Annotated in this window: 18 protein-coding genes; 1 reads left to right on the top strand and 17 read right to left on the bottom strand. The window is 51.2% G+C overall.

What is annotated here, in order from left to right; translation table 11 throughout:
* Position 1 precedes the first annotated feature (1 nt).
* From AC0VZ8_RS09590 to lspA, 17 genes are all read right to left on the bottom strand, one after another.
* Positions 2-271: a DUF4176 domain-containing protein gene (locus tag AC0VZ8_RS09590; RefSeq protein ID WP_475486714.1), complete on the bottom strand. Its 270-nt coding sequence runs from the start codon at positions 269-271 to the stop codon at positions 2-4.
* Positions 272-273: 2 nt separating this feature from the next.
* Positions 274-1,038, bottom strand: a complete 765-nt coding sequence (locus tag AC0VZ8_RS09585; protein WP_475486713.1) for a hypothetical protein — start codon at positions 1,036-1,038, stop codon at positions 274-276.
* A 14-nt stretch (positions 1,039-1,052) separates the two neighbouring features.
* Positions 1,053-2,126: a WXG100 family type VII secretion target gene (locus AC0VZ8_RS09580; RefSeq protein ID WP_475486712.1), complete on the bottom strand. Its 1,074-nt coding sequence runs from the start codon at positions 2,124-2,126 to the stop codon at positions 1,053-1,055.
* A gap of 73 nt (positions 2,127-2,199) precedes the next feature.
* On the bottom strand, positions 2,200-2,985 hold the full coding sequence (locus AC0VZ8_RS09575) for a hypothetical protein (protein ID WP_475486711.1): 786 nt from the start codon (positions 2,983-2,985) through the stop codon (positions 2,200-2,202).
* Positions 2,986-3,202: 217 nt separating this feature from the next.
* The gene (locus AC0VZ8_RS09570) at positions 3,203-3,787 is read right to left on the bottom strand and encodes a TetR/AcrR family transcriptional regulator (RefSeq protein ID WP_475486710.1); all 585 of its coding nucleotides are present in this window, start codon (positions 3,785-3,787) and stop codon (positions 3,203-3,205) included.
* A 205-nt stretch (positions 3,788-3,992) separates the two neighbouring features.
* On the bottom strand, positions 3,993-4,634 hold the full coding sequence (gene pyrE / locus AC0VZ8_RS09565; protein ID WP_071223012.1) for an orotate phosphoribosyltransferase: 642 nt from the start codon (positions 4,632-4,634) through the stop codon (positions 3,993-3,995).
* On the bottom strand, positions 4,631-5,368 hold the full coding sequence (pyrF, locus tag AC0VZ8_RS09560; RefSeq protein ID WP_475486709.1) for an orotidine-5'-phosphate decarboxylase: 738 nt from the start codon (positions 5,366-5,368) through the stop codon (positions 4,631-4,633). Before pyrF ends, pyrE begins: the two co-directional genes overlap by 4 nt.
* Before the next feature lie 19 nt (positions 5,369-5,387).
* Positions 5,388-8,597: a carbamoyl-phosphate synthase large subunit gene (carB, locus tag AC0VZ8_RS09555; protein ID WP_475486708.1), complete on the bottom strand. Its 3,210-nt coding sequence runs from the start codon at positions 8,595-8,597 to the stop codon at positions 5,388-5,390.
* A 1-nt stretch (position 8,598) separates the two neighbouring features.
* Positions 8,599-9,735: a carbamoyl phosphate synthase small subunit gene (locus AC0VZ8_RS09550; RefSeq protein WP_071223009.1), complete on the bottom strand. Its 1,137-nt coding sequence runs from the start codon at positions 9,733-9,735 to the stop codon at positions 8,599-8,601.
* A gap of 60 nt (positions 9,736-9,795) precedes the next feature.
* The gene (locus AC0VZ8_RS09545; protein ID WP_071223008.1) at positions 9,796-11,097 is read right to left on the bottom strand and encodes a dihydroorotase; all 1,302 of its coding nucleotides are present in this window, start codon (positions 11,095-11,097) and stop codon (positions 9,796-9,798) included.
* A 120-nt stretch (positions 11,098-11,217) separates the two neighbouring features.
* Positions 11,218-12,129 (bottom strand): aspartate carbamoyltransferase catalytic subunit, encoded by a 912-nt coding sequence (locus AC0VZ8_RS09540; RefSeq protein WP_201259439.1) that lies wholly within the window; start codon positions 12,127-12,129, stop codon positions 11,218-11,220.
* On the bottom strand, positions 12,129-12,689 hold the full coding sequence (gene pyrR / locus AC0VZ8_RS09535) for a bifunctional pyr operon transcriptional regulator/uracil phosphoribosyltransferase PyrR (protein ID WP_071223006.1): 561 nt from the start codon (positions 12,687-12,689) through the stop codon (positions 12,129-12,131). The genes AC0VZ8_RS09540 and pyrR overlap by 1 nt, the downstream gene beginning before the upstream one ends.
* Positions 12,690-13,004: 315 nt before the next feature.
* A complete protein-coding gene (locus tag AC0VZ8_RS09530; protein WP_071223005.1) occupies positions 13,005-14,258 on the bottom strand; it encodes an LL-diaminopimelate aminotransferase in 1,254 nt (417 codons plus the stop codon).
* 153 nt (positions 14,259-14,411) lie between these two features.
* Complete coding sequence (abc-f, locus tag AC0VZ8_RS09525) at positions 14,412-16,376, bottom strand: ribosomal protection-like ABC-F family protein (RefSeq protein ID WP_475486707.1); 1,965 nt, start codon at positions 16,374-16,376, stop codon at positions 14,412-14,414.
* 142 nt (positions 16,377-16,518) lie between these two features.
* Positions 16,519-16,674: an RAxF-45 family protein gene (locus AC0VZ8_RS09520; RefSeq protein ID WP_475486706.1), complete on the bottom strand. Its 156-nt coding sequence runs from the start codon at positions 16,672-16,674 to the stop codon at positions 16,519-16,521.
* Positions 16,675-16,828: 154 nt separating this feature from the next.
* Positions 16,829-17,800 carry an RluA family pseudouridine synthase gene (locus tag AC0VZ8_RS09515; RefSeq protein WP_475486705.1) on the bottom strand — a complete coding sequence of 324 codons (972 nt, stop codon included), beginning with the start codon at positions 17,798-17,800 and terminating at the stop codon, positions 16,829-16,831.
* Positions 17,800-18,300, bottom strand: coding sequence for a signal peptidase II (gene lspA, locus AC0VZ8_RS09510; RefSeq protein WP_071223002.1), 501 nt, complete (start codon positions 18,298-18,300; stop codon positions 17,800-17,802). The genes AC0VZ8_RS09515 and lspA overlap by 1 nt, the downstream gene beginning before the upstream one ends.
* 209 nt (positions 18,301-18,509) lie before the next feature.
* Here lspA and AC0VZ8_RS09505 point away from each other — a divergent pair, with 209 nt between their 5' ends.
* Positions 18,510-19,256 carry a TraR/DksA C4-type zinc finger protein gene (locus AC0VZ8_RS09505; protein ID WP_071223001.1) on the top strand — a complete coding sequence of 249 codons (747 nt, stop codon included), beginning with the start codon at positions 18,510-18,512 and terminating at the stop codon, positions 19,254-19,256.
* Positions 19,257-19,288 lie beyond the last annotated feature (32 nt).

Raw genomic sequence — 19,288 nt, 5'->3', positions numbered from 1 at the left:
GTTATGTAGGCTTCGTCTCAGCCAGTACGGCCTGAAACTGTTCTTCCTCTTCGTCCTGGTAACCGGTAAATATAATCTCCTGAATATCCTCATGGTTAAAGACGTAGGCAAACTCCGGGCTGACATAACCTTCCGGATATGGACAAGCCAAATAGTCGAACATCTGCGGCTGATCAAGCGCCAGAATTTGCTTTCGACCATAGATCACGAGCTTCTTCTCGCCTTCTTTCAAAATGACAATCGATCCGTTCGGCAGCAGCTGCTGCGTCATAACTACCCTCTCCTTTTCTTGCTCTTCCGGTGCGGTGCCGCCGGCGTACGGCCCTGATTCATTTTATTCAGAAACGCGGCGTTCCGCTGCTTCTTCGGCAATCCCAATACGGGATAATGAGCTTTTAGCTTATCCATGTTGTTCTGGATGAACATATACCGATGAATGAAAACAACGGCCATGTACAGACCGAGAATCAACAACACGGAAAAAGCCGCCATGCCCATTACAAATCCTCCGAAATCGCCGGTTACCGCCACCACGACGTAATAAGCCGTATAACCTATAGCCGCAAACAGTAAGGCCGCTTTGCCCGCTTTACCGACGCTGCCATTGCGCTCCATAGACTGGTAGGTCCCTTGCTGCAGCGCTCTAAAATGCAGCACATAAAACACAAGGAGAAGCAGAAGCATCACCGCTACCGAGCTAAGCCCATATAGAATCGATTCAACTCCGGCCATGTCATACATCATTTTGAGGATAGCGATCTGACAAGTGACCGCCAGAGCCAGTCCGTATATTCCCAAATACAGCACAAAACCAACCTCAGACCGGTACGGATTTGCACTCAGGCCAATTCCCCATAGCAGCATAACCACCCACACCGCCGCAGCCACATACATATATACCGACATCATCGGCGCTGCCAGCGTGACCAGCGCAGGGATCAGCATAATGAATAAAAAACATACGATGCCGCCCCGTATCTGCTCGGCGGGGATCAGCCGGAAATGAAACTGTTCTTCCTCTGAAATCTTTGCGCTCATCAATGACACTCCCTTTATTTGAACCATCCGGCAATCGTTGAACCTATCTTCTCCGCCCCCATTTTCAATCCTTCGGTTACGGTATCTTTCTTCCCGTCCCCGTCAAAATCCGTAAACTTGATGCCGTCCATAACATAGGAAGCACCCACCGATACGCCGAAGCCGATGGCCGCACCCGCAAGGGTGCCAATCGGACCGCCCACTGCTGTCCCGATCAGCGCGCCTGCCTTAGCGCCAGCCGCAGCGGATGCCACGACGGTACCCACACCGACACCCACATCAACCACAGCATCTCCGGCTATTTTTGTCCCGCTCTTGTTCTCGTTGATATTCGTCACCAGATTTCCCACCGTTTGCATGGCGATGCCTGCATAACCAAGCTTACCGCCCTTCCAGCTTAGCGAGTCTTTTACAGCCGCGCCGGGTAGGACGTATTTCGGGATTCGGGGGTGATTCCGCCAGTTGTATTCGGCATAGGATTTTTTGCGGATATTGGCCAGCATCCCGTTCGTCACGTTAGCTCGCATATTGCCGCGCTTGTCTTTCTCAAGCCACACGCCAAAGCCGTTCCGGTACATATCCCAGTATTTATACATCGTACCCGATGCCGTTGCCGTTCCGAACAATACCCCTGCGGCCGCTAGCGGATTACTCTTCCATTGATCCGCCGTTCCGCCAAAAGGCGCTAGAGCATTGAATTCAACCCCCGCTGCCGTCACGGGCGGTTGCGTGCTCTTGTTTCCGTTCTGTGCCAGACTCGCCTGAAGCAGCAGATGCGGACTGACCTGGGCCACCGATTGTTTGCCGAAGTTGAGATTGCTGCCGAGCGATTGATCCGTCTGCGAAAAATCACCCGCCTTTTTCACCAGCTGCCCTCGATTTTGTTCCAGACGGCTAACCACCGACTGGCAAGCGGCCCTGCATTGGGCCAGGCGCTGTTCAACCTGGGCACGATGACGCGACTCCCAGGACATGCTCTGGATACGCTGCTGCATGCGCTCCTGAAGCTGCTGGACTTCCCGTGCAATATCAGATACCGCTGCTCCTTGCTGGTTCAGCATGTCAGGTACCACACGTATTTTAGTCATATCTAACAATCCTCCATATCGTTGATCGAGAAGGTAATAACTTGAGAGTACAGGATCATGATGCAGCCCTTTCTCACTTAATGCGCTCAATGACCGCGCCAAGCTCCCTAATAACTTCCGTTACAGTAGCGCCCCAAATTTGATCCTGTTCGCCTTCATTGCGAATCAGCCAATTGGAATGCTGTCCTCTCAACAATTCGATTCCCTCTATTCTGCAGTTCAGATCCGGGCAATAGTACGCTGTGAAGGTTGCATATCTCTCCGGATGGCTGACGCTATCGGCCAAGGCGGAAACGACAGATTCCGGGTAGCCTTGTGCAAGCAAATACTTCCGAGGCTCCTGCTCCCCTTGCTCGGCACTCATCCATTGCTGGAACCAGCCTTTAGGCATAGCCACTGGAGCTGTATCCCGGTTCTTCCTATCCTCCAGCTGCAGGTGACTGATGATTTTAAGCCAAGCCTCCGAAGGGGTTCCCAGCGCTTCCAGCACATAGATTCTCGCACCGTCAGGCCCGCTTTCAATATCGGCCCTTACAACCAGACTTGAACTGTAATAAATGAAACACTCCTTCAGCGCTTCGTCGGAACCGGACACCCTCATATGTATCGTTAACAGGGTCCGGCTGCATACTTCTATGTATTCCAGGAGTTCCTCCACAAGAACCGGCTCCTTACCCGCCGTATCGATCAAGCCTTTCTCCTGCAGCTCCTGCTCAATCTTGGCCACTTCTACAGGCATCTCCTCGGCCAGCGTTCCGCGAAAAGGGTCCTCTAACCCAATGACAGCCCGCGCACCGACGATGCCGGTTAGTACAAAGAATTGTTTGCCGGTCAGTTTGATCCTGGATGAAACTTCCAAAGATCTCTCCTCCTTACGGTCAGTCCCGCCTATTTTGTGTTTATATCTGAGCTTATCATTACTATTATAGGTGAGACGTCTCCTTCCCCTCTACCAAGTCATGGCCCTAAATTTATAGGAACATATACCCAAATCAGCCGATCTTCAAACGATTCATCAGTAAAATTTTATAAAAAAACATTCCCGGGTCGAAATCACCTCTGGAATGTTCTTATACTCATATTAGATTAGACGGGTCTTCCTGCTGGATAATTCCGTGATATAGAATCGTCATCAGCTGTTCACTGACCGCGTTCAGGCTTCCCAAACCATGGTACCATTCGGTCCGTGCCGTAAATTCCTTGATGAAAGTCAGGAATGCAACCAGTACCTGGGGAGAGATGTCTTTTCGTATCTGTCCAAGCTGCTGGCCTTTAAAGATCAGCATTTCGAATTCCGGAACAACGAATTTCTGATTGAATTGAAGCAGCTTGTCCATCTGCTCCGGGAATTTGGCCAGATCCGCCACAAATTTCTGGGATACCAACGCCGAAAATTTGTTCTGATCTCTGTAGAAGACCGTTAACGCCTCAAGCGGATCTTTTGCCTGATCCATAATATTACGGTACAGCGCCATGAGCTCCTCGACCATCCGGTCCACCACATGGTCCAATAAGCCCTCTTTGCTCTGATAGTGGTTATAAATCGTCATCTTGGAAACGGAAACCGCTTCGGCAATCTGCTCCATGCTCGTCTGCAAAATCCCCTGCTCCATGAACAACCGCTTCCCGGCTTCAAGCACTGCTTCTTTCTTTGTATTCATCTGTTAGACTAAATCCCTTCTATATCAGCATAAGGACACCGATAGCTGGCTGCAGCCGCGTACAGTCCTAATGTAACGATCCAGCCACCCGCTGTCAACCCGGCATCCTCCGCGGATTATCTTTGGCTTTAGAATATAAAAAAGCTGCCGCTCTGTGATAACTCACAAATGCGACAGCCGGATTATCCTAGCTTGTATAAGTTGTTTACACACCAAAGGAAGCAGGATTCGATCTCCAGGATTGAAGAAGCTCCACATCCTGTTCCTGAATCCGATTCTCGGATAGCGCAACTTCGATCAGCGCTCCGTAGTTGGACAAGCTCTGCAGCGGAATCCCAGCTTCGGCGAAGGCTTGCACTGCTTTATCCAACTGGTAGCTGAAAATAGCCACTACCGCCAGCGGCTCCGCTCCTGCATCCTTGACCGCTTGCGCCGCTTTTAGCGAGCTGCCGCCCGTGGATATCAGATCCTCGATCACAACCACCTTTTGACCGGGCTTGATCAAGCCTTCGATCAGGTTTTCCTTGCCATGGCCCTTTGCTTTGTCCCGAATATAGGACATTGGCAGATTCATCTTCTGTGAAACAAAGGCCGCATGCGGAATCCCGGCTGTGGCTGTTCCAGCAATGGCCTCAGCCTCCGGATATTGCTCCCGGATGACAGCTGCGAACGATTCAGCAATGTAGTCGCGAATCTCGGGAAACGACATCGTCAAGCGATTATCACAGTAGATCGGGGACTTAATTCCCGACGTCCATGTAAACGGCTGATGGGGCCTAAGAGAAACGGCCTCAATCTTCAGCAAATAAGATGCGATCTGATGTGGAATATTCGCGAGTGTACTCATGCTTGAATCATCTCCTCAATAATCTGTTCTGCTGCTTGTCTCGGGTTCGGGGATTCCGTAATCGGGCGGCCGACAACCAGATAATGACTGCCCTTGCGGATGGCTTCCCTTGGTGTAAGAACCCGTGCCTGGTCTCCGATATCCGCACCGGCCGGACGAATACCTGGTATAACGGTCTTAAACGCTTGTCCGCATACGGATATTATGGCCTCCACTTCAAGCGATGAAGCGACGACGCCATGCAGCCCCGCTTGCTGAGCCAGCTTCGCATATCGTACGACCGCATCTTCAACCGAACCCGGGATACCGATTTCGTTATTCATGACATCCTGACTCGTGCTAGTCAACTGGGTTACCGCGATGATGGTAGGCATGGCAAGACCCGGGGTATCCGCCACTGCGGCCTCCGCCCCGGCTTTTGCCGCCTGCATCATGAGAGCGCCGCCGCCGGCATGGACATTAAACATGTCCACACCCAGCCGCGTTACGCTGTCCGCCCCGCCTTTTACCGTGTTCGGAATATCATGCATCTTCACATCCAGAAATACGGAATAACCTTTTGCTTTCAATTCCTTGACAAAATCAGGACCGGCCGCGTAGAACAGCTGCATGCCGACCTTCATATAACACGGGATGCCCTCCAGCTGCTGCACCAATGCCTTTGCGCGCTTGGCATCCGGGTAATCCAGGGCCACCATAAGGCGGCCCGCCATTTCATTGTAGCTGGCGCTCATCTATACCCCTCCTTCTCGATTAAACAACCGGCATTGCTTCAGAGGAGAAATTGATGGTCTCCAGCATCGTCAGAAGCTCACGAACCGTATCGAGCGAGGTCATACATACCACACCGTTTTCAACCGCTTCACGGCGAATTCGGAATCCGTCACGCTGCGGCGTTTTACCTTTGGTCAAAGTGTTAAAGACGAAGTTCGCTTCACCTGTGCGGATCATATCCAGAATGTTCGGCGTTCCCTCGGACAGCTTATGAATGATGGTCACATCAAGTCCCGCTTCCTTCAATGCTGCTGCCGTGCCGCCTGTTGCGATGATTTTATAGCCAAGCTTATGGAAGCCTTTCAGCAGTGCTGCAGCTTCGGCTTTATCTTTATCTGCGATGGTAGCGATGATCGCTCCTGTTGAAGGAATTTTCATGCCTGCACCGATCAGACCTTTGTACAGCGCTTTGGCATACTTCACGTCTCGGCCCATAACCTCACCGGTAGACTTCATTTCCGGTCCAAGGGTAGGCTCAACGCGGCGAAGTTTAGCAAAGGAGAACACCGGTACTTTAACCGATACATGTTCACTTTCCGGCCACATGCCTTCCTCGTATCCAAGCTCCTTCAGCTTGCCGCCCATGATCGCCTGTGTTGCCAGGTTGGCCATCGGGATGCCTGTAACCTTGCTCAGGAACGGAACCGTTCGGGAAGAACGCGGATTTACTTCGATTACGTACACTTCATTTTTATAGATAACGAACTGGATGTTAACAAGTCCTCGTGTATTCAGCTCTTTGGCAATCTTGATCGTAATTTCCGCAATCTTGTCCTTCAGATCCTGGGACAAGTACTGAGGAGGATATACCGCAATCGAGTCACCGGAGTGAACGCCTGCACGTTCTACATGCTCCATGATGCCTGGTATCAGCACCGTATCGCCATCGCAGATCGCGTCTACTTCTACTTCTTTACCCATCATATAACGGTCGATCAGAACCGGATGATCCGGGTTGATCTTAACCGCCTCTGTCATGTAACTCAGCAGCTCGCTGTCGGAGTAAACAATCTCCATGGCGCGTCCACCGAGTACATACGATGGTCTTACCAGTACAGGATATCCCAGTGATTGCGCGGTTTCTACAGCATCATCAACCGAAGTTACCGTTTTTCCTTTCGGTTGAGCAATCTCCAGTCTGGACAGAAGCGCTTCGAATTTTTTACGGTCCTCGGCTTCGTCAATGCTTTCCAAGCTGGTACCCAGAATCTTCACGCCCGCCTTGCTGAGCGGCTCAGCGAGGTTAATAGCTGTCTGCCCGCCAAACTGTACGATGACACCGATCGGTTTCTCCTGCTCGATGACGTTCATGACATCTTCTAGGAAGAGCGGTTCGAAGTAGAGTCGGTCCGACGTATTAAAGTCAGTGGATACGGTCTCCGGGTTGTTGTTAATAATAACTGCTTCGTATCCCGCCTTCTGGATCGCCCATACAGCGTGCACCGTGGAGTAGTCGAACTCGATGCCTTGACCGATCCGGATCGGTCCGGAGCCCAGTACGACGACCTTCTCCTTGGCGGATTCGATCACTTCATTCTCGGTTTCGTACGTCGAGTAGTAGTACGGTGTCGTTGCTTCAAATTCCGCCGCGCAAGTATCAACCATTTTGTAAACCGGGCGCAATCCATGCTCGCGACGCAGGAATCCGATCGACTCCTCGGTTGTGTGGGTGCTGGCATTGCCTTCCGTGCGCAGCTCCGCTATAGCGCGATCCGTAAAACCGAGTCGCTTCGCTTCGTACAGCGTTTCGTATGTCAGTGCCGCTTCGCTGCGAATGTGATCTTCATACTTAATCAGGCGTTCGATTTTGTCCAGGAACCACCAGTCGATCTTCGTCAGGTCCTGAATCTGTTGAAGTCCATACCCCCGGCGGAATGCTTCTGCGATCAGGAACATCCGCTCATCGTCGGCTTTAATCAGACGCTCCTGGAGCACTTCATCACTCAGCTCATTCGCGCCTTTCAAGTAAAGGCGGTGCACGCCGATCTCCAGAGAACGAACCGCTTTATGGATCGATTCTTCGAAAGTCCGGCCAATCGCCATCACCTCGCCGGTTGCCTTCATCTGAGTTCCGAGCTTCCGGTTAGCATGGATGAACTTGTCGAATGGCCAGCGTGGAATTTTGCTGACGATATAGTCCAGCGTAGGCTCAAAGCAAGCATAGGTCTGTCCCGTTACCGGGTTGACGATCTCGTCCAGGGTGTAACCCATCGCGATTTTTGCTGCCATCTTCGCGATCGGGTAACCCGTTGCCTTGGAAGCAAGGGCAGAAGAGCGGCTGACGCGAGGGTTTACCTCGATGACATAATATTGATAGCTGTTTGGATCGAGCGCGAATTGCACGTTACATCCGCCCTCAATGTTCAGGGCACGGATGATTTTCAGCGATGCCGATCTGAGCATTTGATACTCGCGATCGGACAGCGTTTGGCTTGGCGCCACGACGATGCTGTCACCGGTATGAACGCCGACCGGATCAAAGTTCTCCATGTTACATACCACGATGCAGTTATCGTTTGCGTCGCGCATAACCTCATACTCGACTTCTTTCATTCCCGCGATGCTCTTCTCAATCAAACATTGTGTGATCGGGCTGTAGCGAAGTCCGGAGCTGACCGTTTCACGCAATTCCTCTTCGGTTGCGCAAATACCGCCGCCGGTGCCTCCTAGCGTGTATGCCGGACGCACGATCACCGGATAACCGATCTCATTCGCGAAATCAAGCGCTTCTTCCAGAGTCGTTACGATGGTGCTTTCCGGTACGGGCTGATCGAGTTCGCGCATCAGATCACGGAACAGATCGCGGTCTTCGGCTTTCTCGATGGACTCCAGCTGCGTTCCGAGCAGCTTCACATTCTCCTGCTCCAGAATACCTGCGCGTGCAAGCTCAACTGCCATGTTCAGGCCCGTTTGCCCTCCAAGCGTCGGGAGCAAACCGTCCGGACGCTCTTGACGGATGATCTGTGTAACAAAGTCGAGCGTAATCGGCTCGATATATACTTTATCCGCCATGTTTGTGTCGGTCATGATGGTCGCCGGGTTGCTGTTGATCAGCACAACCTCGATACCTTCTTCTTTCAATGCTTGGCAAGCCTGTGTTCCAGCGTAGTCGAATTCCGCTGCTTGCCCGATGACAATCGGGCCGGAGCCGATGACGAGAATTTTTTTCAATGTATCATTTTTAGGCATATTAATGAGCTCCTTTCACGGCTGCGGCCAGAACCGCCTGGCGCGGTTTCCGGATTTCATTCTGTTTATGGTCTCTTATCATCTCAAGGAATTGATCGAACAGATAGCTGCTGTCGAGCGGACCAGGTGCAGCTTCAGGATGATATTGCACGGAGAAGGCCGGGAATTTCGTGTGCTTCAAGCCTTCGATCGTTTTATCGTTATTGTTAATATGCGTAACTTCCAGATCCGTCCCTTTGATGGATTCTTCGTTTACGGTATATCCATGATTTTGGGAAGTGATGTAGCAGCGTCCGCTGGCAAGCTCTTTTACCGGATGGTTCCCGCCGCGGTGGCCGAATTTCAGCTTCTCGGTATCGGCGCCCGCAGCCAGCGCAAACAATTGGTGGCCAAGGCAGATGCCGAAGATCGGATATTCGCCAAGCAGTTCTTTAACCATGTCGACCGCGTATGGAACGTCTTTCGGGTCCCCAGGGCCGTTGGACAACTGAATGCCGTCCGGGTGAAGTCTGCGGATTTCATCAGCTGTCGTGTCATGCGGAACAACCATCACATCGCAGCCGCGGGAGGTCAGTTCGCGCAGGATTCCGCTTTTTGCACCGAAGTCAACCAGAACGATTCTCTCCTTGGAGCCCGGACTTGTAAACATTTGCGGCGTAGAGGTTTTTGCCACCTGGTTGCGGAGTTCAGCGATCGTCGTATCGCCGAGCATTTCCTTGAGCTCTTCCACCGGTTTGTTTGTAGTGGTCAGAATCCCTTTCATCGTACCGTAGTGGCGAATAATCCGGGTCAGCATCCGTGTATCAATCTCGCTGATACCTGGAATACCATATTCCTTTAATAAACTGTCAACACTGTACTCTGCACGCCAGTTGCTAGGAACAGGCTCATGACGACGAACAACGAATCCGTGGACAAATGGTCGAATGGATTCAAAGTCATCCCGCGTAATGCCGTAGTTCCCGATCAAAGGGTACGTCATGGTCACGATCTGTCCACAGTAAGACGGGTCGCTCAGCACCTCTTGATATCCTGTAATCCCTGTATTGAAAACAACCTCTCCGGTCATTTCAGCATCCGCGCCGAAGGATTTTCCGCTAAACAGCGTTCCGTCCTCCAGTAACAATCTTGCCTGCATCCCGATCACTCCTGTCATCTATGTGTAATTTATTTTATTAGTCAATTGCCCAAGTGTTACTTAGAAACCGCTCTTTTCAGACCATTTCACTTCGCCATCCACCCAAGTCATCACTGGCCAGCCTTTCAGCTTCCAGCCAGTAAACGGCGTGTTGCGGCCTTTCGTTGCGAACTCTTCCGGGTTCACTTCTTTCTCGGCTTCGAGATCAATCATCGTCAGGTCCGCGGCTCTACCGGCTTCCAGCACGCCAGATTCAAGACCGAATACTCTTGCCGGATCGCTTGTCATCCGCTTCACCAGCAAGCTAAGATCCCATTTTCCTGTGACAACGAACTGGGTATAGAGCAGCGGGAATGCTGTTTCGAATCCCACGATACCGAATGGTGCAAGCTCCATGCCCTTCGCCTTCTCTTCCGCGCTGTGCGGCGCATGATCCGTTACGATCATATCAAGCGTTCCATCCAGCAGACCTTCTATACAAGCCTCCACATCACGCGGGGTGCGCAGCGGCGGGTTCATCTTCCAGTTGGCATCCAGGCCGGGAATATCCTCGTCAGAGAGAACCAGATGGTGCGGACATACCTCGGCCGTTACCGAGATGCCAATCGCTTTTGCCTGGCGGATCAAGCGTACGGACTGCTCTGTGCTCACATGGCATACATGGTAATGTACGCCGGTGGCTTCTGTCAGCAGTATGTCCCGTCCGACATGGATTGCTTCCGACTCGTTGGGTATTCCTTTCAGGCCGTGCTTCTGAGCGAACTTGCCTTCAGTCACGCAAGCCCCTTTGACCAGCGAGTCATCCTCACAATGTGCAATGACCGGCATGCCCAGCGCTTTTGCTTGGTTCATGGCATCTTTCATCATCTGTGCGTTCTGCACACCAACGCCGTCATCCGTAAACCCGATCGCACCTGCTGCCTTCAAGGCCTCAAAATCCGTCAGTTCGCGGCCCAACTCGTTTTTCGTAATGGCTGCGTAAGGCAGCACCTTGGCCAGCCCCGCTTCGCTAGCCTTATCCAGAACAAGCTTCACGGTTTCCGGCGAATCGGTCACCGGTCTTGTGTTCGGCATGCAGGCGATGGTTGTAAATCCGCCTTTCACTGCCGAGCGGCTGCCGCTCTCGATCGTTTCCTTGTGCTCATAACCCGGCTCTCTCAAGTGCACATGCATATCGATGAATCCCGGTGTGACCAGTTTGCCCTCGGCATCGATGATCTGAACGTTATCGCCAAGTTCCGGCAAAGCTGCGAGATCACTTGTAACCGACTGAATCAATCCGTCTGCAATGACGATATGTTTATCTTCGAGCTGTCCTTGTTCATTGATCACTTTGGCATTCTTTATCACTTGCATTTGCATCTTGGTCCCCTCCGCAGTAGAAGCACCGTTCGCTTCTTTGTATATTGTATAATAAAAATTCATATTTGTGTATAAATATTAATATTTATTCATCCTGTACACCGTATTTCGCGTTTCGAATCAGCCCATCGCCCGTTCCATAACCGCCATGCGAATCGGCACACCGTTTGCCATCTGCTTGAATATCATCGATTTGGGACTTTCCACGACCGCATCGTCGATTTCAACGTTCCGGTTCACCGGTGCCGGGTGCATAATCATCGTATGCCCGGGCAGCTTGGCCGCCCGTTCTTCCGTCAAACCATACTGCTGCCGGTATTCCGCGCTGGATTTAAATACACCTTCGTTATGGCGTTCCAGCTGAACCCTCAGCATCATCACCACATCTGCCTTCAGTGCCTTCTCCATCGAGACATAGGGTGCATACTGGGCTAGCTCTGGTGCCTGCATCGATTCCGGTGCGCAGAATTGCACATGAGCTCCGAACTTCTGCAGTGCCCACAGGTCTGATCGTGCAACCCGACTATGCTTGATGTCCCCGATAATGGATACCGTCAATCCTTTAAGCTCTCCAAAGCATTTCTTCATCGTGTACAGATCCAGGAGCGCCTGGGTAGGATGTTCGTTGTTGCCGTCCCCCGCATTGACCAGCGGGATCGAGATCCGCTCGGCCAGCTCCTGCAGCACTCCGGAGGGTTTCAGCCGGATGACGCCCGCATCGATCCCCATGGATTCCAGTGTCCTCACGGTATCGTAGATCGACTCACCCTTCTCGACGCTGGAGGCTGCCGCTGCAAAGTTCATCACCTCGGCGCCGAGTCTTTTCTCAGCCATTTCAAACGAAAATCTCGTTCTGGTGCTGTTCTCGAAGAACATATTAACCGCAAATTTCGATTTAAGTACCGGCACCACTTTCTCGGACTGTGCTTCCCAATATGACGCCCGACTCAAGATCGATCCAATCTCGTCTCTGCTAATATCCTTCAAGCCTAAGAGGCTACGTTCTTTCAATGAAATGGCTGTTGTCATGATTATCGTTCCTCTCTTTGGCTAATGGTCACTTCATCCTTGCCGTCGATTTCGGTTAATGCAACCGTAATTTCCTCATGTTTGGAGGTAGGAACGTTCTTGCCGATATAATCCGGCCGGATCGGCAGTTCGCGATGCCCGCGGTCTGCCAGAACCGCCAGCTGTATCATTCTAGGCCGTCCGCAGTCCATCAGGGCGTCCATCGCAGCCCGAATCGTCCGTCCGGTGTACAGCACGTCATCGAACAAAATAACCTTCTTGTCATGAATGTTCAGATGTTCCAGGCTGAGCTTCGCTCCTTCTCCCCGTTCTGCAGCCGCTTCTTTGCTGTCTCGGTCATCGCGGTAGGAAGTCACATCGATCTCTCCCCATGGAATCGGCGTGCCTTCAATCTCATTCATTCGCTCAGCGATTCTCTGAGCCAAGAACACGCCGCGTGTGCGGATGCCGACCAGGACGCAGTCCTCAATCCCTTTATTCTTTTCCAAAATTTCATGGGCAATTCTCGTTAGGGCGCGGCGGATGGCCGTCTCGTCCATAATCACATGCTGTTCGTTGCTCATCCTTAAGTCCTCCTTCTAAACGTTTGATTAGCCCTTTCTAGTTCAGACGATCCGTGAGTTCATTACACACAAAAAAACTCCTTGCCCGGCTGGACAAGGAGTTGATCTCATAGAGATAGTGTGGAAGCTCAGCAACTATCCGCAGACAGAGCTTTGCCTTCTGTTAATGAACCTCGGTTCACGTTACCTTGCCAGCCTCACGGGACTGATTTAAAGGTGCTATTCGATTGAATTCATTATGACAGACCCTACAGGAGATGTCAACCGTAATCAAGTCGAAAGATGTCGCGTACCAAGCGGAGTTATAACATGTCACTAAAATTCAAATTCAACATCGCTAAGTCTTCTGCGAATTTCGGAAATGACGCGTTTCTCTTCTTCCTCACCGTCAGCAATGAAGGTAACGGAGAAGCGTACGAAATGTCCCGCATCATCCCAAGGTACGGTGGAGATCAATTTCTCGCGAATCAGATACTGGGAGAAATCCTCGCCGGATTCAAAACGGCGCCCGCCTTTAACGCCTTTTGGAGCTTCAACGTAGAGGAAGAAGGAGCCCTTCGGCTTCTCGGCTGTAAAACCAAGCCCGTTCAACACGTCCACCAGCATATTGTGACGGCGGGAATACTTCTCAGCGATCTTCTCCGTAATTTGCGGATTGTCCAGACCGTATGCGGCAGCCTTTTGAATGGCGATGAATTGTCCTGAATCGTTGTTGTCCTTCACATCGCCAAACGCTTTAACCACTAGCGGGTTACCGGCGATGAAACCAATGCGCCATCCCGTCATGTTGTAAGATTTGGACAGAGAATGAAGCTCCACGCCAACATCCTTCGCGCCGGGTACGGAGAGAAAACTAAGCGGCTTCAAGCCGTCGTAAGTCAGTGCCGCATAAGGAGCGTCATGGACAACAACAACACCATACTTCCGGGCCCACTCAACGACCTCGGTGAAAAACTCGACCGTTGCGCTGGCACCCGTCGGGTTGTTCGGATAGTTCAGGTAGAGCAGTTTGGCACGGCGGGCAATGTCCTCAGGGATGGAGCTGAGATCCGGCAGAAATCCGTTCTCTTTTTTCAGTTCCACATTGTAAACTTCACCGCCCAAATACTTGGTATGCGTACCGAGTACAGGATATCCGGGAACCGTCATAATGGTGATGTCCCCAGGATTAATGAAGCAGGACGGCAGCATCGCCAGTGCCGGCTTGGAACCGATGGAGTGCAGAACTTCTGTAGCGGCATCAATGCCTTCTACGCCAAATACATTCTTCAAGTAGCGAACGGCTGCTTCCTTGAACTCCGGAATTCCGTTATCCGCATAGCCGCGGTTTTCCCGCTTCCCTGCTTCTTCTGCAAGCTTCGCCACGATGCCTGCATCCGCCATCTCATCCGGCTCGCCAACCCCCATATCGATCAGCTCCGTCCCAGGATGCTCCTGCTTCGCCGCTGCCTTGGCTCTTTTGATCTTCTCGAATTTATAAATGGCTGTATCTTTGCCATAATTAGCACCGCCGATCCGGTTGGCAAAGTTCTGTTGAATGTACGTTTCCTGATATTTATCGATACTCATGATTTGTATTCATCTCCTACTCTAAGCTTTCATACTCATCCTAAATATGCAGGAAAATCACAACGGGAGCCATGCATTATATATCAAATGATTTGTACTTTTTCGGCTGGTGGAGCTGGTAAATCATAAGGTGTTCATATTTGAATTCGTACTTTAAGTTAGCTCCAGCCATTCCGCAAGGAGCTCGTCACGACTCGCGGATAACAGCTCTCGGTCGTTCCAGCGCTGCTCGAGTTGCGACAGATCCGTATCCTCGTGTAAATCGCCGCCTTCTCTCTCAAGCCAGCCGTCAAGCTCCCGAATGCGGGTCTCAATACGAGCAATTTCCTCCTCCAACCATTTGGCCCTTTCAGCGGAAGAACGATCCGCATTTAATTTCTTGGTAAGCAGAGCAGGGCTATCCTTCGCTTGGGGCTGCGGCTCCGCCTTCTGTTTGGGGATACCCTCTCTCCCCGCTGATAAATCCCTTGTCTGAAGTTCAGCTTCAAGCCGTTCTTTCTTATCCCGGAAATCATCATAATTTCCATGATAGACCGTTAACTTCCCTTGATTTAAATCCCACACTTTGCGAGACACTTGATTCACGAAATAACGGTCATGGGAAATGGCAAGAACGGTCCCCGTATAACCCAGCAATGCATCCTCCAACGCTTCACGGGAGGCAATATCCAGATGGTTCGTGGGTTCATCCAGAAGCAGCAGGTTCGGCTTCTGATGGATGAGCAGCGCGAGTCTCAATCGTGTCCATTCCCCTCCGGACAGCTGCCCCACCGATCTGAATACGGCCGCGCCATAGAACAGATACCTTGCCAATATCCCTCGAGCTTCTCCCTCTTCAACTCCGGCCTTCTCCCGGAAATATTGGAGCACCGTTGCCTTCGGATTGTCCGGTTCCTCCTGCTGAGCCAAGTAACCGACATCGACGCGCGAACCCCATTCAAGCGAACCGGAATCGGGTGTCAGCTCGCCCAACAGCACTTTAAAAAGCGTTGTTTTCCCGCTGCCGTTCGAGCCCATCAGCGCGATTTTCTCGCCGAATTCGATTAGACCGGATGCCCCCCTCAGCACCGCCTGTTTCCCATAGGTAACCTCAACTTGTTCAAAGTATGCCACGCGGCGGCCGGAACGATCCTGAGGATTCAGGTCAAACTCAGCCTGTCTTCGTTCCAGCACGGGTCGCTTGACCCGCTCCATGCGCTCCAATGCCCTTCTCATGGAGGCCGCGCGCTTGAAAAACTTCTCATTGCCGCCAATCCGGCCGAACTCTTCAAGCTGCTTGATGGATTCCTTCATCTTCTTGATTACTTTCTGCTGCTCTTGATATTCGGCGAACTGCTGCAGCAATCGCTCTTCCTTCTCTTTCATGAACGCGGTATAGCCGCCATGAGCACTGAAAACTTCGCCATCTTCAATCTCTATCGTTTTGGACACAACCCGGTCCAGAAAATATCGGTCGTGAGAAATAATGACGCAAGTTCCAGGATATTCGCGCAAGAATTCCTCCAACCATTCCGTGCGTGCTAAATCCAGATGGTTGGTTGGTTCATCGAGCAGGAGCAAATCCGGCTGTACAATTAGCTGCGATGCCAGCACGACACGTGTCTGTTCTCCACCCGACAACGAACCAAAGGCCAATCCGTACTCACTCTTGGGTATTTGCAGCCCGGTAGCGATTTTATCGATGCTTGCTTCCAGCTCATAGCCGCCCTCTGTTTCAAACCGTTCCTGAAGCGCTGAGTATTTCCGCAGCACTCGATCGAGCATCTCAGAATCTCCGGCGATGTCCCCGTCACTCATTTTTTCCTCAAGCTCCGTCATTTCCGCTCGGTAATCCTTCAAGTGACGCAATCCCTGTGCCAGTACATCCTGCACCGTCCATGTATCCATATGGCTCGGAATTTGCTCCAAATATCCGATTTTCGCCCCCTTCTTGATGGCCAGCAGCCCTTCGTTGGGCTGCTCCAGACCCGCAAGCAGGCGCATCAGCGTCGACTTTCCGCTGCCGTTCCTTCCGATAAGCGCGACCTTCTCGCTTTCCTGTATTTCAAACGTTATCTGGTCCAGTACCAGATGAGCACCGTGGTATTGCGTCAGTTTCTGTACATTGATCATATTCATTATAGGTTTCCTCCTGTTTGCTGCAAACAATTCAACTCGTTCGCCGAGCGTATAGATTAAGGAGAAGACCGTACTGCAAACGCAAAAAGGGCCTACAGAGCAAGCTCCGCAGACCCTTAAGAATAGTAAGCCTTAATTAGGCTTAATCCGTGTAGGCAGGCAGGTGACTTCTCGCGATGGTACAAACCGTATCATTAAAATTGGACAGACTTCTCCCGTTGTAGAGAAATGCATGAACAATGCCAGCCATAGCTATAGGCAGCTGGCTAATACGGTTGTTAACCATCTCGATATTCATCCTGCTCACCTCCTTCATTAAAGTTATCGTCACTATAACATATCCATGGTTTGGATGGCAAGAGAAATAGCCCCACAAAGTGGAGCCTATGCTTCGATGCTTATTCCAAATGCTTTGCGGGGACCCCAAAACCTATAAATGCAAAAAGGGACCGCTAGCGGCCCCTTAAAATCGTCAACAGTTCTTCCATATCATCCGGCATCGGTGCCGAAAACTCCATGTACTCCCCCGTAGAGGGATGGATAAAACCCAAAATGGCGGCGTGAAGCGCCTGACCGTTTAATTTAATCCCCTTGCTCTTGCCGTATACAGGATCACCTACGAGAGGATGGCCGATATACTTCATATGCACGCGGATTTGATGCGTACGTCCCGTCTCCAGCTTCAGCTCGAGAAGACTGTAATCCCCGAACCGTTCCACTACGGTAAAATGAGTCACCGCATGTTTGCTGTTCCGGTCCGTGACAGTATACAGTTTACGATCCTGCGCGTCGCGGCCGATAGGAGCGTCAATGGTCCCTTGATCATGACTGATGTTGCCGTGCACCAAGGCCAAGTAACGGCGGTTCACGCTGTGATTCTTCAGCTGGGCGGCAAGCGAAGCATGAGCTTTATCATTCTTCGCTGCCATAATCAGACCGGTCGTATCCTTGTCAATCCGATGGACGATGCCGGGGCGAAGCTCCCCATTAATGCCCGATAAGTCGTTGCAGTGAAACATCAACGCATTCACAAGCGTCCCTGACGAATGTCCCGGAGCCGGATGGACCACCATCCCTCGAGGTTTATTCACAACAATGACATCCGCATCTTCATACGCGATCTCAAGCGGGATATCTTCCGGAATAATCTCTACTGCCGATGGCTCAGGAATTTTCAGCAGGATGCGGTCACCCTGACTCACCTTGTAATTGGACTTAACCGGACCTTCATTCACGAAAACATGTCCATCCGTAATCCATAACTGCACCTGGGAGCGCGAGACATCCTCACCGAGGTTCTCCGTTATGTATTTATCTATACGGGTTTTGGCAGATTCGGCATCCACCGTCCATTCGAAAGCTTCCGCTTCGTGCCCCGTCTCACCTGTCCACTCCGGACCTGTATCCATACCGTCTTGCAACATTATTCATTCCCTTCTGTGCCAGAAACTTCACTTGTTGTCTTTATCTTCTCGCGTCTTCCTTCCAGAAGCGTGTCCAATATGATCAATCCCACACCGATGACGATACAAGAATCGGCAATATTAAAAATCGGGAATGTGTAGCTGCCAAAATTAAATTGCAGGAAATCGACAACCTCCCCCATCAACAAGCGATCGATGAAGTTTCCGAGTGCCCCGCCAAGCACAAGCGCAAGAGCGGTCGGCAGCAGCTTCCGTCCTTCCTTCGATACCTTCCGCAGGTACCAGACAATTCCGCCCACAACGATTAGCGTCACAATAATGAAGAACCATAATTGATCCTGCAGTATGCCAAACGCGGCTCCACGGTTTCGGCTGGACGTAATGAGGAAGAAGTCTCCAATCACAGGGATCTGTTCATACATCTCAAGGTTCGAAGCAATCAAGTACTTGGTTCCCTGATCGATAAGAAATAAAACAAATGCAATCAAATAATACACCACTTGTTTATGTCACTCCGTTCTTGTCTTCTCCAATCAGGCGATCACCTCGCTGATTGGTCCGTAACTCGTCTTATTGTAGCACAGCGGCTCAGAAATCGTCCATTCCTGTCCAGTGGCGAGAACATTTTCCGTCAGTAAAACCATCTCAATGGGTGCACTCTATACACATGAACCAGAAGGTCAACTTCGGACCATGAAAGGAGCCTGACATGTCGCATCTAACTCAGGAGCAACTCAATAATTTACAACAAAAGCTGATGGATCGAAAGGTTGAGCTTGAACGGCGCATGGTATATAACGACCAGCATGGGCTGGGGGAATCAGAGCGAGATATGACCGGCGAGCTGTCCCATATTGATAACCATCCCGGGGACTTGGCAAGTGAGATGTTTGAACGAGAAAAAGATCTTGCCCTTCAGGATAGGGTGGATCAGGAGCTGCAGCGAGTTATTTTTTCGCTTGAAGCGATTCATCACGGCCGTTACGGCGTGTGTCTTACCTGCGGCCAGCCGATTCCATACGAACGGTTGGAGGTTCTCCCGGACACACAATATTGTGTAAAGGACACGCCTCGTGAACGAGTCTCCCGCGATCGTCCGGTTGAGGAGGAAGTCCTTGCTCCCGCTTTTGGAAAATCGAGTATGGATGAGCATGAATATGCTGCATTTGACGGCGAGGATGCTTGGCAGATCGTTGAAAGCTGGGGGAATTCCAACTCCCCTGCGCTGGCGGAAGGCAACGAAATTGACAGCTATAACGAGATGGATATCGAGAATGGCGATGATCAAGGCGGATTTGTTGAAGTGTATGAAAATTTCGTTGCAACCAATATCGATGGCTCCGAAGTGTTTATCGTACGAAGCCCGCAATATGTCGATTACCTAAACCGGGGCGAAGGAAGCTATCTGCTTGATCCCCATGGCGATCCTGATGATGATAATGAATCCTTCAGCTAAATAAGCGTTTACGGCCGGCAGCATATTATGAA

The sequence above is a fragment of the Paenibacillus sp. QJM3NY_38 genome (assembly GCF_056173265.1).
Note: the sequence above shows the minus strand (reverse complement) of the source record. Positions and strands in the feature narration are given on the sequence as shown.

Coding starts and splice junctions, on each gene's coding strand:
- AC0VZ8_RS09590 (WP_475486714.1), bottom strand. CDS start 271: ATGACGCAGCAGCTGCTGCCGAACGGATCGATTGTCATTTTGAAAGAA.
- AC0VZ8_RS09585 (WP_475486713.1), bottom strand. CDS start 1,038: ATGAGCGCAAAGATTTCAGAGGAAGAACAGTTTCATTTCCGGCTGATC.
- AC0VZ8_RS09580 (WP_475486712.1), bottom strand. CDS start 2,126: ATGACTAAAATACGTGTGGTACCTGACATGCTGAACCAGCAAGGAGCA.
- AC0VZ8_RS09570 (WP_475486710.1), bottom strand. CDS start 3,787: ATGAATACAAAGAAAGAAGCAGTGCTTGAAGCCGGGAAGCGGTTGTTC.
- pyrE (WP_071223012.1), bottom strand. CDS start 4,634: ATGAGTACACTCGCGAATATTCCACATCAGATCGCATCTTATTTGCTG.
- pyrF (WP_475486709.1), bottom strand. CDS start 5,368: ATGAGCGCCAGCTACAATGAAATGGCGGGCCGCCTTATGGTGGCCCTG.
- carB (WP_475486708.1), bottom strand. CDS start 8,597: ATGCCTAAAAATGATACATTGAAAAAAATTCTCGTCATCGGCTCCGGC.
- AC0VZ8_RS09550 (WP_071223009.1), bottom strand. CDS start 9,735: ATGCAGGCAAGATTGTTACTGGAGGACGGAACGCTGTTTAGCGGAAAA.
- AC0VZ8_RS09545 (WP_071223008.1), bottom strand. CDS start 11,097: ATGCAAATGCAAGTGATAAAGAATGCCAAAGTGATCAATGAACAAGGA.
- pyrR (WP_071223006.1), bottom strand. CDS start 12,689: ATGAGCAACGAACAGCATGTGATTATGGACGAGACGGCCATCCGCCGC.
- AC0VZ8_RS09530 (WP_071223005.1), bottom strand. CDS start 14,258: ATGAGTATCGATAAATATCAGGAAACGTACATTCAACAGAACTTTGCC.
- abc-f (WP_475486707.1), bottom strand. CDS start 16,376: ATGAATATGATCAATGTACAGAAACTGACGCAATACCACGGTGCTCAT.
- AC0VZ8_RS09520 (WP_475486706.1), bottom strand. CDS start 16,674: ATGAATATCGAGATGGTTAACAACCGTATTAGCCAGCTGCCTATAGCT.
- AC0VZ8_RS09515 (WP_475486705.1), bottom strand. CDS start 17,800: ATGTTGCAAGACGGTATGGATACAGGTCCGGAGTGGACAGGTGAGACG.
- AC0VZ8_RS09505 (WP_071223001.1), top strand. CDS start 18,510: ATGTCGCATCTAACTCAGGAGCAACTCAATAATTTACAACAAAAGCTG.